Origin of the sequence: Paracidovorax sp. MALMAid1276 (assembly GCF_049198005.1) — a bacterium.
GTDB lineage: Bacteria > Pseudomonadota > Gammaproteobacteria > Burkholderiales > Burkholderiaceae_C > Acidovorax.
The window spans coordinates 23,369-35,561 of sequence record NZ_JBMIRS010000256.1 but is presented as its reverse complement, the minus strand read 5'-3'; the positions used below and the strand labels follow the sequence as shown (position 1 = coordinate 35,561).

Sequence of the window (12,193 nt, the reverse complement as noted above, 5' to 3'; positions counted from 1 at the left end):
CTTTGATGCTGCTTGCACGCTTTCCCATCCGGACCCAGTTGCTCGCGCTCGTCGGCGTGCTGGGCCTGCTGCTCGTTGCCGCGGGCGCGTTCGGCCTGCATGCGCTGCAAGGCAGCAATGCCGCGCTGCAGGCGCTGGTGGCCGGACGCATGGTGCCCATGCAGCAGCTCGCCCAGGTCACGCACGCGCTGGACATGGGCCGCTACGGCGTGGTCTCGGCCCTTGCGGACCCCAGCGACATCGACCGCGACCTGGCCGCGCTCGCCACGCTGCTCGCAGCGGGCCGAGGGGCGTGGCAGGCCTATGAGCAGGGGGCGCTGGGCGACGAGGAGCGCGCCCTGGCGGTGCGCTTTGCGCAGGAATACCGGCGCTTCACCGCCGAGGGCGTGCAGCCGACGGTGGAGGCGCTGCGCGCCGTGAACCTGCCCGGCGCCACCGAGCTGTACGGCCAGACCCTGGTGCCGCTGTACCAGCCCGCGCGCGCCACGCTGGACGCGCTGATGCGCGAGCAGCAGGCCGCAGGCGAGGCGCTGCACGCCGCGTCGCAGGCCGACTATGCGCGCATCCGCGGGCTCACCATCGCCGCCGTGGGCACCGGTGTGGCGCTGGCGCTGCTGCTGGGCGTGCTGCTGGCGCGCGCCATTGCCCGGCCGCTGGCACGCGCGGTGCGCGTGGCCGAGGGCGTGGCCGCCGGCGACCTGACGCAGCGCATCGATGCACAGGGCAGCGGCGAGGCCAGCCAGCTGCTGGCCGCGCTCGGCAGCATGAACACCAGCCTCGCGTGCATCGTGCGCGATGTACGCTCGGGCTCGGACGACATTGCCAGCGGCGCGGCGCGCATCGCCCAGGGCAATGCCGAGCTCGCCGGGCGCACCGGGGCCCAGGCCAGCGCACTGGAGCAGGCCACTGCGGCCATGCACACCATCGCGCAGCAGGTGCAGAGCAACGCCGAGCACGCCCGCCAGGCGCGCGACCAGGCCCAGTCCGCCAGCGGCGTGGCACGCGACTGCGGCGACGTGGTGGCGCAGGTGGTGCAGACCATGGGCTCCATCCAGGGCGCCTCGCGCCGCATGGCCGAGATCATCGGCACCATCGATGGCATCGCTTTTCAGACCAACATCCTCGCGCTCAACGCGGCGGTGGAGGCCGCGCGCGCGGGCGAGCAGGGCCGGGGCTTTGCCGTGGTGGCCGCCGAGGTGCGCACCCTGGCCCAGCGCTCGGCCCAGGCGGCGCGGGAGATCAAGGCGCTGATCGAAGACTCCAGCACCCGCGTGGAAGGCGGCAGCCGCCTGGTCGCGCAGGCCGGCGACACCATGCGCGAGGTGGTGCGCCGCGTGGGCGAAGTGGTGGGCAGTGTGGACGCCATCGCCCAGGCCAGCCACGCGCAGAGCGAGGGCGTGGCCCAGGTGCATGCGGCCGTGGCGCAGATGGAAGGCGGCACGCGCGACAACGCCCGGCTGGTGGACGAGGCCAGCACCGCCGCCGCCGCGCTGCGCAGCCAGACCCAGGCGCTGGCCCACACGGTGCGCCGCTTCGTGATCGATGAGGAAACCGCCCGCGCACCGGGGCTGCGGCCACCGGCCGCTGCGCTGGCCCGGCAAGAAAGGCTCACGGCACCATGATTCCGTCCACCCGCCACATTGCACGCCACGCCGCACGCCACGTCGCACGCCACATCACCCGCCGCCTCGCCAGTGGCCTGGCCCTCGCCCTCACGGTGTGCGCCCTGCCCGGCACGGCCCGGGCCCAGGCCCAGCCCGCAGCGGCCGCCATCACGCTGGGCACCACCGCGCCGTTCAGCGGCCCGTTTGCCGAATACGGCGAGGAGTACCGCAAGGGTGCCGACGCCTGCCTGGCTCCGGTCAACGCGGCGGGCGGCGTGCGCGGGCGGCCGCTGCGCATCGCCTATCTGGACGACGCCTACGACGCCCCGCGCGCCGCAGCCAACCTGCGCACGCTGGCGGGCCAGGGCGTGGCGGCCTTCGTGAACCTGGTGGGCACCGGCCCCATGCTGGCCATGCAGCCGGTGCTGGACGAGCTGAAGATTCCTGCCATCGGCACCTCCAGCGGCGCCGATGTGCTGCGCACGCCCGAGGGCGCGAGCCCCTGGGTGGTTCACACCAAGGCCAGCAATGGCGACGAGTTTGCGGGCTTCGCGCGCATGCTGCCCACCATCGGCATGACGCGCATCGCCCTGGTGGTGCAGGACAACGCCTTCGGCAAGGCGGGTCTGGCCAGCGCGCTCAAGGCGTTCCAGCAGCCCGGCCAGACCACGCCCGTGGTGAACCTGGGGCAGGACGCCGCCGGCATGGAGGCCGCCATTGCGCAGGTGCGCCAGGCCGAACCGCATGCCGTGGTGCTGATCGCCGCCGGCACGGCCGCACCCGCGTTCATTGCGCAATACCGCCAGGCCGCCGGGGCATCGGCCCGGGTGGCGGTGCTCAATGTGGTGGGCGGGCGGGTGCTGACCGGGCAGCTCAAGGAGCAGGTGGCCGGCATCCTGACGGCCGTGCTCTACCCCAGCCCCTGGACCGGCACGCGCCGCGCCGCACGCGAATACCAGGCCGCCATGGCCGAGGCCGGGCAAGAGCTGTCGCTGCTGAGCATGGAAGGCTGCATGAACCTGCGCTTTGCCGTGGCCGCGCTGCGCGCCGCCGGCGACGACGCGAGCCCCGCTGGCGTGCGCCGCGCGCTGGACCGGGGCGTGGTGCTGGACCTGGGCGATTTCGCACTGCGCCTGGCGCCCGGCTCGCGCGTGGCCTCCCGCCACATGTCCCTGGGCATCTACCGCGCCAACGGGCGCCTGACCGAATAACATTCACCCCTTTTCACGACTTTTCGCCGCTGCCCCATGCCTACCTCCGCATCCCTGCTTTCCCCCATCGCCTTCATCGGCGGCGGCAACATGGCCAGCGCCATCATTGGCGGCCTCATCCGCCAGGGCCTTGCGGCCGACCAGATCGAGGTGGTGGAGCCCTGGGAAACGGCGCGTGAAGCCCTGCTCAAGAACTTCGGCATCACGGCCCAGCCCGAGGCCGGGCCCCTGCTGCAGCGCGCCCGCACCGTGGTGTGGGCCGTCAAGCCCCAGACCTTCAAGGATGCCGCCGCACAGGCCCACGCCCACACGGCGGACGCCCTGCACCTGAGCGTGGCCGCCGGCATCCGCTCGGACAGCATCGCGCTGTGGCTGGGCAGCGAGCGCATCGTGCGCACCATGCCCAACACGCCCGCCCTGGTGGGCAAGGGCATGAGCGCCATCTACGCCCGCCCGGCGGTGAGCGCAGCGGAGCGCGCCCAGGTCGAGACCATCCTGGCGAGTACGGGCGACTTTTTGTGGGTGGATACTGAAAAGCAGCTCGATGCCGTGACGGCGCTGTCGGGCTCGGGCCCGGCCTATGTCTTTTACTTTCTCGAAGCGATGACGCGCGCGGGCGCCGCCATGGGCCTCACGGCCGCGCAGGCACACCAGCTGGCCGTGGGCACCTTTGTGGGCGCGTCCGAGCTGGCCCGCCGCTCGGACGAGCCGCCGGCCGTGCTGCGCGAGCGCGTCACGTCCAAGGGCGGCACCACCTATGCGGCGCTGCAGTCCATGGAGGCCAGCGGCGTCTCCGCCGCCTTCGAGGCCGCGATGCGCGCAGCCGAGCAGCGCGCGCTCGAACTGGGTAACGAGTTTGGCGCTTGAAGCCTTTTTGGCCTTCAGCGCTTATCCATCAAGCGCTGATAGCTACTAATTTGAGAGCATTGCGCGCAGCAGATAGCTGCCCGCAATGCCCGCAAACACCGTGGCGCCCAGCCAGTGGTTGATGCGAAAGGCCTTGAAGCAGCCCTCGCGGGTGCGCGTGCGGATCAGCGTGAAGTGCCACACGGCCTGCGCGAGTGCGGCTGCGATTGCTATATGGAAGATAGCACCCAGCGCATACGGGGCAAGCGCCAGGGCCCAGATTGACAGGAAAAGCAGATAGAACAGCACGATGCCCGCCACATCGAAGCGCCCCAGCGTGATGGCCGAGGTCTTGATGCCGATCTTCAGGTCGTCGTCGCGGTCGACCATGGCGTATTCGGTGTCGTAGGCCAGCACCCAGAACAGGTTGCCCAGCCACATCCACCAGGCCACGGCGGGCACGCTGCCCTGCACGGCGGCAAAGGCGATGACGATGCCGAAGTTGAACGCGATGCCCAGCACGGCCTGCGGCATGGCGATGAGGCGCTTGGTGAACGGGTAGGCAATGGCCACCAGCACGGCGGGCACCGACCACAGGACGGCCGCCTTGTTCGTGGTCAGCACCAGGCCAAAGGCCAGCAGCGCCAGCACCGCACCCAGGCCCAGCGCCTCCTTCACGCTCACCGCGCCGGTGGTCACGGGCCGTTGCGCGGTGCGCTTGACGTGCCTGTCGAAGTCGCGGTCGGCCACGTCGTTCACGCAGCAGCCCGCGCTGCGCATCAGGATGGTGCCCAGCACGAACACGATGAGCAGGTGCCAGCCCGGAAAGCCCTCGGCCGCGATCCACAGCGCGCTCAGCGTGGGCCACAGGCACACCAGCCAGCCTGCGGGGCGGTCCCAGCGGATCAGGTCCAGGTACAGGGCAAGGCGGCCTGGTTGCGATGAGCGCGGTGCGTGCGGGGGGGGCGGGGTGGATGACATGGGCGCCAGGGAAATCGGGCAGATGGACAAAGAAAACGCGCCCGGCAGGCGCGCGGGCGCACCGAATGTAGCAGCCGGCGCGCGCCGCAAGACGCGGCTTTGGCTGACGTACAAAAGGAAACAAACCCGGTACAGTCCCCGTTCTTTTGACCTTACGGACCAGCACCGCATGACTGCATCCCCGAGCAGCCCCCAAGCCGCCACCCGCTTTGCCGTACCCCGGTCCGTGATTGCCGGCTTCGTGGTGGCGGCCCTCGCCACCCTGGTCATCGCCATCGTCAACTTCCGGTCTGCCGAGACGCGCGCCGACGCCGTGCGGGCCATGGACCGCACCGCGTTCGCCATGCGCCAGCTCAACCTGTTCCATTCGGCGATGAAGGACGCCGAAACCGGCCAGCGCGGGTATCTGCTGACCGGCGAGCCCACGTACCTGCAGCCGTACGACATGGCGGTGGCGTCGCTGCACGAATACATGGACAACCTCAAGAAGGGCACCGCAGCCTATCCGGTGCATCGGCAGCTGGTGGCACAGCTCGACGACTTGTCCCTGCAGAAACTGCGCGAACTCAACGAAACGATCTCGCTGCGCAAGAAGGGGGACGCGGTGGGCGCCATGGCCCTGGTGCAAAGCGGCACGGGCAAGGACATCATGGACCGCCTGCGCGACCTCGCGGACAAACTGCGCGTGGAACAGGAAGCGCAACTGGAATTGCGCCGCCAGCAATGGGTGGATGCAGCCGCCAATTCCAACACCTATTCGGCCACGGGCTCGATGGTGCTGCTGGTGCTCATCTGCATCTCGGCGGCGCTCACGGCGCGCGAATACCGGGCCAAGGCCAGCCAGTCGTGGGTGTCGGCGGGCCTGACGGGGCTGGGCCTGCGCCTGCAGGGAGACCACCGGCTCGAAGAACTCGGCGAACAGGCCCTCGACTACCTGGCCACCTACCTCAGGGCGCAGGTGGGCGCGGGCTATGTGGCCGAGGCCAATGGCAGCTTCACCCTGATCGGCGGCTATGCCCTGCCCCGCGAGCGGCTGGCCAACACCCTGCTCAGCGGCGAAGGGCTGGTGGGGCAGGCCGCGCGCTCGCGCCAGCTGATGCACGTGCGCGAGGTGCCGCAAGGCTATTTGCCGGTGTCCTCCAGCACCGGGCAGGCCAGCCCGGCGGAGCTGCTGCTGGCCCCCGCCATGGAAAACCGCGAGGTGTATGCGGTGATCGAGCTGGGCTTCAACCGCCCGGTCAGCGAGGCCGAACGCACGCTGATGGAGCGTGCGTCCGAGATGCTGGCGGTGGCCATCCGCTCGGGCATCGACCGCAACCGCCTGCAGAGCCTGCTGGAAGAAACCCAGCGCCAGGCCGAAGAGCTGCAGACGCAGCAGGAAGAGCTGCGCGTGAGCAACGAGGAGCTGGAGCAGCAAAGCCGCGTGCTGCAGGAATCGCAGGCGCAGATGGAAGTGGCGCAGACCGAGCTGGAGCAGAGCAACGCCCACCTGGAAGAGCAGACCCAGCAGCTGGAATACCAGCGCGAGCAGCTGCTGCGCGCCCAGAGCGCCATGACCGACAAGACGCGCGAGCTGGAGCAGGCCAGCCAGTACAAGAGCGAGTTCCTGGCCAACATGAGCCACGAGCTGCGCACGCCGCTGAACTCCACGCTCATCCTGGCCAAGCTGCTGTCCGACAACAAGCCCGGCAACCTGAGCGCGGACCAGGTCAAGTACGCCGAGACCATCTATGCCGCCGGCAACGACCTGCTGGCCCTCATCAACGACATTCTCGATCTGGCCAAGATCGAGGCCGGGCAGGCGACCGTGTCGGTGGAGCCGGTGGACATTGCCCAGGCCCTGCAGGGCCTGATCGACCCGCTGCGCCCGCTGGCCCAGGAAAAGCGCCTGGCCCTCACGGCCACTGTGGCGCCCGACGTTCCGCCCCGCATGGTCACCGACCCGCTGCGACTGGGCCAGGTGCTCAAGAACCTGCTGTCGAACGCGCTCAAGTTCACCGAGCAAGGATCGGTGGCGCTGCATGTGTCGCGCAACCCGGACGGCACGCTGTCGTTTGCCGTGAAGGACACGGGCATCGGCATTCCGGAGCACCAGCAGGAGCTGATCTTCGAGGCCTTCCGTCAGGCGGACGGCAGCACGCACCGCAAGTACGGCGGCACCGGCCTGGGCCTGTCGATTTCGCGCGACCTGGCGCAGCTGCTGGGCGGATCGATCACGGTCGACAGCACGCCCGGCCAGGGCAGCGTGTTCACCCTGGTGCTGCCCGAGCGCATCGACCCCCCGGCCTCAGCGGCCAGCGACGACACCGCCGAGGGCGCGGCAGGCGCACGCAAGCCGGCCCTCCCGTCCGTGGCCCCGCCCGTGCCAGCCGCTGCAGGAGCCGTTGCGCAGCCAACCCCTGTGCCGGCGCTGCCCGCCGACGCGGCACTGCAGGCGTCGGCCCGCGCGGTGCTGGAAGCCGGCGTGGGCATGCTGCCCGTGAGCGCGGGTGCGCGCAGCATCCTCGTCATCGAAGATGACGAGCGCTTTGCAGAGGTGCTGTGCGAGCTGGCGCGCGAGATGGACTTCGAATGCCACGTGGCCCACAACGCCGCCGATGGGCTGGCGTTTGCCCTGCGCAGCCTGCCCAGCGCCATCGTGCTGGACATCAACCTGCCCGACTTCTCGGGGCTGGGGGTGCTGGACCAGCTCAAGCGCAACCCCGCTACGCGCCACATCCCCGTGCACGTGGTGTCGGGGGCCGACTATTCGCAGGAGGCCCTCGGGCGCGGCGCGGTGGGCTATGCGCTCAAGCCCGTCAAGCGCGACGAGCTGGTGCAGGCGCTGCAGCGGCTGGAGGCCAAGTTCACGCAGAACCTGCGCCGCGTGCTGGTGGTGGAGGACGACGAGCGCCAGCGCGAGAGCGTGCGCCACCTGCTCAGCAGCGACGATGTGGAGATCGTCTGCGCCGGGACGGCCGGTGAGGCCCTGGAGCATCTGCGCAGCGCCACCTTCGACTGCATGGTGATGGACCTGAACCTGCCGGATTTCAGCGGCTACCAGCTGCTGCAGCAGATGACCGACCAGGACGGCGTCTCGTTCCCGCCGGTCATCGTTTACACCGGCCGGGCGCTGTCGCGCGATGAAGAGCTGCAGCTGCGGCGCTTCTCCAAGTCCATCATCCTGAAGGACGCGCGCTCGCCCGAACGCCTGCTCGACGAGGTCACGCTGTTCCTGCACCAGGTCGAATCCGAGCTATCGGCCGAGCACCGCAAGATGCTGCAGGTGGCACGCAGCCGCGAGTCGGTGCTGGAAGGTCGCACGGTGCTGGTGGTGGAGGACGACGTGCGCAACGTGTTCGCGCTCTCCAGCATCCTGGAACCCACGGGCATCCGCGTGGAGATTGCGCGCAACGGGCGCGAGGCGCTGGACGCCCTGGCCCGCGCCAGCAACCCTGACGGCCACCCGGTCGACCTGGTGCTGATGGACATCATGATGCCGGAGATGGACGGCTACACCGCCATGCGCGCCATCCGCAGCCAGCCCGAGTGGCGCCGCCTGCCCATCATCGCCCTCACCGCCAAGGCCATGAAGGACGACCAGGAAAAGTGCCTGGCCGCCGGGGCCAACGACTACATCTCCAAACCACTGGACGTGGAAAAGCTGCTGTCGCTGGTGCGGGTGTGGATGCCCAAGTAGCCGCCCACCCACCCGCCCCTCACCGCGCGCACCTGCCGCCGTCCCTCACGCCGCCATGCCCCACCGCATCGCCCGCACCGCCGACATCGAGCAGCGCCTGCTGATCGACGCGATCTTCCACCGCTATCACTACGACTTTCGCGGCTATGCGCAGGCGTCGCTCAAGCGGCGGCTGGGCACGGCCCTGCTGCACTTTGACTGCGCCACGCTGTCGCAGCTGCAGCACAAGGTGCTGCACGAGCCGCCGGTGTTTCCCGCGCTGCTCGAATACCTCACGGTGCAGGTGAGCGACATGTTCCGCGACCCCAGCTACTTCCAGTCGCTGCGCAACGAGGTCGTGCCGCTGTTGCGCACCTACCCGTCGCTCAAGATCTGGGTGGCCGGCTGCAGCGCGGGCGAGGAGGTGTATTCATTGGCCATCCTGCTGCACGAAGAGGGGCTGCTGGAGCGCACGCTGATCTATGCCACCGACATCAACCCGCACGCGCTGCGGGCCGCCGAGGCCGGCGTGTTCGACGTGGCGCGCGTGGCGGCCTTCACCGAGAACCACAGCCGGTCGGGCGCACGCGGCTCGCTGTCGAACTACTACACCGCGCGCTACGGGCGCGTGGTGTTCGACAAGTCGCTGCGCGACCACATGGTGTTCTCGGACCACAGCCTGGCCACGGACAGCGTGTTTGCAGAAATGCACTTCGTCTCCTGCCGCAACGTGCTGATCTACTTCGAGCGCGACCTGCAGAACCGCGCGCTGGGCCTGTTCCGCGAGTCGCTGTGCCACCGGGGGTTCCTGGGCCTGGGCTCCAAGGAATCGCTGCGGTTTTCGGCACATTCGGAGGCGTTTGACGACTTCGTGCTGGAAGACCGCATCTACCGCAAGAAGGCGGGCCTGTGATGCGGCCGACCCCGCCCCCCGGCAACCCCGCGCCCCGTGGCTACGACGCCGTGGTGGTGGGAGGCTCGTCCGGCGCCATCGACGCGCTGATGCGCATCCTGCCGACGCTGCCTGCCCCCCTGCGCGTGCCGGTGCTGGTGGTGGTGCACCTGCCGCGCGACCGGCCCAGCCTGCTGGCCGACATCTTTCGCCAGCGCTGTGCGCTGCCCATGCAGGAAGCGCAGGACCAGGATCAGCTCGCGCCGGGCACGGTGTACTTTGCGCCGCCGGACTACCACCTGCTGGTGGACGAGGGTCCGCGCCTGGCGCTTTCGGTGGACCCCCTCGTGCATTTCTCGCGCCCTGCCATCGACGTGCTGTTCGAGTCTGCGGCCGACCATTTCGGAGAGCGCCTGCTGGGCGTGTTGCTGTCGGGCGCCAACGAGGACGGGGCGCGCGGCATCGCCACCATCGCCGCAAGCGGCGGACTGGCGGTGGTGCAGGACCCGGCCAGCGCACCCGTTCCCACCATGCCCCTGGCGGCGCTCGCCCGCACGCCCGTTCCGCATGCGCTGGCGCCCGACGGCATCGCCGCCCTGCTGGGCCAATTCCACCGCGAGGGCCTGCTGTGATACCTTGGCCCCTTGATCCACACCTGACCGTTTCCGCCGCTGCCCCGTCCATGCCACAGACCGACCGCATCAAGTGCCTGCTTGTCGACGACGTTCAGGAGAACCTGATCGCCCTGGAGGCATTGCTGCAGCGCGATGGCCTGGAGATCCTCAAGGCCCAGTCGGGCCACGAAGCGCTGGAGCTGCTGCTGAGCCACACCGACGTGGCGCTGGCCCTGCTGGACGTGCAGATGCCCGAGATGAACGGCTTCGAGCTGGCCGAACTGATTCGCGGCAGCGAGCGCACCCGCCACATCCCGCTGATCTTCATGACTGCGGGCTCGCGCGAGCAGAACTGGCAGTTCCGGGGCTACGAAAGCGGCGCGGTGGACTTTCTCTACAAGCCCATCGACCCGCACATGCTGGTCACCAAGGCCAGCGTGTTCTTCGAGCTGCAGCGCCACAAGCAGGCGCAGGCGCAAGAGCTCAAGGAGCGCACCGAGGCCCTGCGCATCAACGAGATGTTCATGGCCGTGCTGAGCCACGACCTGCGCACGCCCCTCATGTCCATCACGGCGGCCGCCACCGTGCTCAAGCGCCAGCCCGACCCGGAAAAGGTCGGCACCATGGCCGACCGCGTGCTGGCCAGCAGCCAGCGCATGGGCCGCATGATCGAGGACCTGCTGGACGTGACGCGCATCCGGCAGGCGGGCGGCATGCCGCTGCAGCTCCGCCCCACGCCACTGGACGCCCTGGTGCAGCGCACGCTGGACGAAGTGCAGTCCAGCTTTCCCGACCGCACGATTTCATCCATCGTGCAGGGCGACCTCGCAGGGGTGTGGGACGAAGACCGGCTGAGCCAGGTGGTGACCAACCTGGTGGGCAACGCCATGCACCACGGCTGTCCCACCGAGCCGGTGTTGGTGGCGGCGGACGGCACGCAGGCCGGCACCGTGACCCTGACCGTGGCCAACGGCGGCACCATCGCGCCAGATTTGCTGCCCCACCTGTTCGACCCCTTCCGGGGGCGGCACCGCGAGCCCGGCCAGCACCAGGGCCTGGGCCTGGGCCTGTTCATCGCCCACCAGATCGTGCGCGCCCACCGGGGGCGCATCGAGGTGCAGTCCACCGGCGGCACGACCCGCTTCACCGTGGAGTTGCCGCGCGTGTCGCCGCCGCCCACGCCCCCGGCCGCCCGCTGAAGCCAGGAATCGCTGCGCGCGGCAGCGGGTGAGCGAGCCTGTGGTTTGCTCGCGCGGCCCAGGGTGAGGTCGTGAACACCGGGGCGCGTGCGGGCGCCATGGAAGAGGGGATGCGGCGGCTGCGTCGGCCGCGAAAGTGCGGGCCTTCTTGAGGCCCTTCTTCAGATCACGCCGCTCCGCCGTCGACGGCTTCGCGGATGGTGCCCAGCAGCGTTTCCAGCTCTTCCAGCTCGAACGGCTTGAGCAGGGTGCGCACATTGGGGCCCCAGGATCCCGGGTAGGCGCCCAGTTCGTAGCCGGAGCAGAGCACGATCCAGCGCAGCGGATCTTCGGCCAGAAGCTTCTTGGCCAAATCGGTGCCCGAGAGGCCTGGCAGGCTCACGTCGGACACGAGAAGGTCGAAGGGCTGCGCGGCGTCCAGCTCCAGCGCCTCCTCGGCAGACGCGCAGGACGTGACGGTCTGACCATCGCCTTCCATCAGCAGGCCGATGGTCTCGCGCAGCTCCGGGTTGTCTTCAACGTACAGGATTCGCATAGATCACAGGGAGGAACTGGCCCACAGAGCGAGGCCGCAGGGCGGCACCGCCGCCAAAACCCGGATCATCAGGACAATCGCCGTGACAGCGTGTAGGACAGAACGCCATTTGCCCGGGCGCGGCCAGCTCCCCCATCACTCCTCCAGCAGCGAGCGCAGCATCCAGGCCGTCTGCTCGTGCACCGTGAGCCGCTGCGTCAGCAGGTCCGCAGTGGGCTCGTCGCTCGCCTTGTCCGCCAGCGGGAACAGGCTGCGCGCCGTGCGTGCCACGGCCTCATGGCCTTCGACCAGCACACGCACCATGTCGAGCGCCTTGGGCGGCACCGAAGGCGCGTCCGGCACCGTCGCCAGCTTGCCGAACTCGGCGTAAGAGCCTGGCGCCACATGGCCCAGAGAGCGGATGCGCTCAGCGATCGGGTCCACGGCGTTCCACAGCTCGGTGTACTGCTCCATGAACATGGTGTGCAGGGTGTTGAACATCGTGCCCGTCACGTTCCAGTGGAAGTTGTGGGTGGTGAGGTACAACGTGTACGTGTCGGCCAGCACGCGCGACAGGCCCTGCGCGATGGCGGCGCGGTCCTTCTCGCTGATGCCGATGTTGATGCGGGGGGCGGCGGGGGTCTTCGAGGCCTTGGCCATGGTCATGCTCCTGA

The 12,193-nt window shown here is 69.6% G+C and carries 10 protein-coding genes; 7 read left to right on the top strand and 3 right to left on the bottom strand.

The features are described 5' to 3' along the window. Positions 1 to 5 precede the first annotated feature (5 nt). From ACOQFS_RS21620 to proC, 3 genes are read left to right on the top strand one after another with little or no spacing between them, the layout of a single operon-like run. Positions 6 to 1,622, top strand: a complete 1,617-nt coding sequence (locus ACOQFS_RS21620; protein WP_421564872.1) for a methyl-accepting chemotaxis protein — start codon at positions 6 to 8, stop codon at positions 1,620 to 1,622. Then, entirely contained in the window at positions 1,619 to 2,815 is a 1,197-nt protein-coding gene (locus ACOQFS_RS21615; protein ID WP_421564871.1) for an ABC transporter substrate-binding protein, read from the top strand. The genes ACOQFS_RS21620 and ACOQFS_RS21615 overlap by 4 nt, the downstream gene beginning before the upstream one ends. Positions 2,816 to 2,851: 36 nt before the next feature. Further along, positions 2,852 to 3,682, top strand: a complete 831-nt coding sequence (gene proC / locus ACOQFS_RS21610; protein WP_421564870.1) for a pyrroline-5-carboxylate reductase — start codon at positions 2,852 to 2,854, stop codon at positions 3,680 to 3,682. Positions 3,683 to 3,727: 45 nt separating this feature from the next. Here proC and ubiA read toward each other — a convergent pair whose 3' ends face one another. Next, a complete protein-coding gene (gene ubiA / locus ACOQFS_RS21605; RefSeq protein WP_421564869.1) occupies positions 3,728 to 4,642 on the bottom strand; it encodes a 4-hydroxybenzoate octaprenyltransferase in 915 nt (304 codons plus the stop codon). Between the two features lie 169 nt (positions 4,643 to 4,811). Between ubiA and ACOQFS_RS21600 the strand changes: the two genes are divergently transcribed. From ACOQFS_RS21600 to ACOQFS_RS21585, 4 genes are read left to right on the top strand one after another with little or no spacing between them, the layout of a single operon-like run. Further along, on the top strand, positions 4,812 to 8,321 hold the full coding sequence (locus ACOQFS_RS21600) for a response regulator (protein WP_421564868.1): 3,510 nt from the start codon (positions 4,812 to 4,814) through the stop codon (positions 8,319 to 8,321). 55 nt (positions 8,322 to 8,376) lie between these two features. After that, positions 8,377 to 9,213, top strand: a complete 837-nt coding sequence (locus ACOQFS_RS21595; protein WP_421564867.1) for a CheR family methyltransferase — start codon at positions 8,377 to 8,379, stop codon at positions 9,211 to 9,213. After that, positions 9,213 to 9,824 (top strand): chemotaxis protein CheB, encoded by a 612-nt coding sequence (locus ACOQFS_RS21590; protein WP_421564866.1) that lies wholly within the window; start codon positions 9,213 to 9,215, stop codon positions 9,822 to 9,824. The genes ACOQFS_RS21595 and ACOQFS_RS21590 overlap by 1 nt, the downstream gene beginning before the upstream one ends. A gap of 50 nt (positions 9,825 to 9,874) precedes the next feature. Continuing rightward, on the top strand, positions 9,875 to 11,005 hold the full coding sequence (locus tag ACOQFS_RS21585; RefSeq protein WP_421564865.1) for a hybrid sensor histidine kinase/response regulator: 1,131 nt from the start codon (positions 9,875 to 9,877) through the stop codon (positions 11,003 to 11,005). 166 nt (positions 11,006 to 11,171) lie between these two features. Here the strand turns inward: ACOQFS_RS21585 and ACOQFS_RS21580 are convergent, their stop codons facing one another. Both ACOQFS_RS21580 and ACOQFS_RS21575 read right to left on the bottom strand, forming a co-directional pair. Further along, a complete protein-coding gene (locus tag ACOQFS_RS21580) occupies positions 11,172 to 11,540 on the bottom strand; it encodes a response regulator (RefSeq protein WP_421564864.1) in 369 nt (122 codons plus the stop codon). A 135-nt stretch (positions 11,541 to 11,675) separates the two neighbouring features. After that, entirely contained in the window at positions 11,676 to 12,179 is a 504-nt protein-coding gene (locus ACOQFS_RS21575; protein ID WP_421564863.1) for a Dps family protein, read from the bottom strand. Positions 12,180 to 12,193: the final 14 nt, after the last annotated feature.

Excerpts from the sequence above, each read along its gene's own strand:
- proC (WP_421564870.1), top strand. The coding sequence starts at position 2,852 with ATGCCTACCTCCGCATCCCTGCTTTCCCCCATCGCCTTCATCGGCGGC.
- ACOQFS_RS21585 (WP_421564865.1), top strand. The coding sequence starts at position 9,875 with ATGCCACAGACCGACCGCATCAAGTGCCTGCTTGTCGACGACGTTCAG.
- ACOQFS_RS21575 (WP_421564863.1), bottom strand. The coding sequence starts at position 12,179 with ATGGCCAAGGCCTCGAAGACCCCCGCCGCCCCCCGCATCAACATCGGC.
- ubiA (WP_421564869.1), bottom strand. The coding sequence starts at position 4,642 with ATGTCATCCACCCCGCCCCCCCCGCACGCACCGCGCTCATCGCAACCA.
- ACOQFS_RS21590 (WP_421564866.1), top strand. The coding sequence starts at position 9,213 with ATGCGGCCGACCCCGCCCCCCGGCAACCCCGCGCCCCGTGGCTACGAC.
- ACOQFS_RS21600 (WP_421564868.1), top strand. The coding sequence starts at position 4,812 with ATGACTGCATCCCCGAGCAGCCCCCAAGCCGCCACCCGCTTTGCCGTA.
- ACOQFS_RS21595 (WP_421564867.1), top strand. The coding sequence starts at position 8,377 with ATGCCCCACCGCATCGCCCGCACCGCCGACATCGAGCAGCGCCTGCTG.
- ACOQFS_RS21620 (WP_421564872.1), top strand. The coding sequence starts at position 6 with ATGCTGCTTGCACGCTTTCCCATCCGGACCCAGTTGCTCGCGCTCGTC.
- ACOQFS_RS21615 (WP_421564871.1), top strand. The coding sequence starts at position 1,619 with ATGATTCCGTCCACCCGCCACATTGCACGCCACGCCGCACGCCACGTC.
- ACOQFS_RS21580 (WP_421564864.1), bottom strand. The coding sequence starts at position 11,540 with ATGCGAATCCTGTACGTTGAAGACAACCCGGAGCTGCGCGAGACCATC.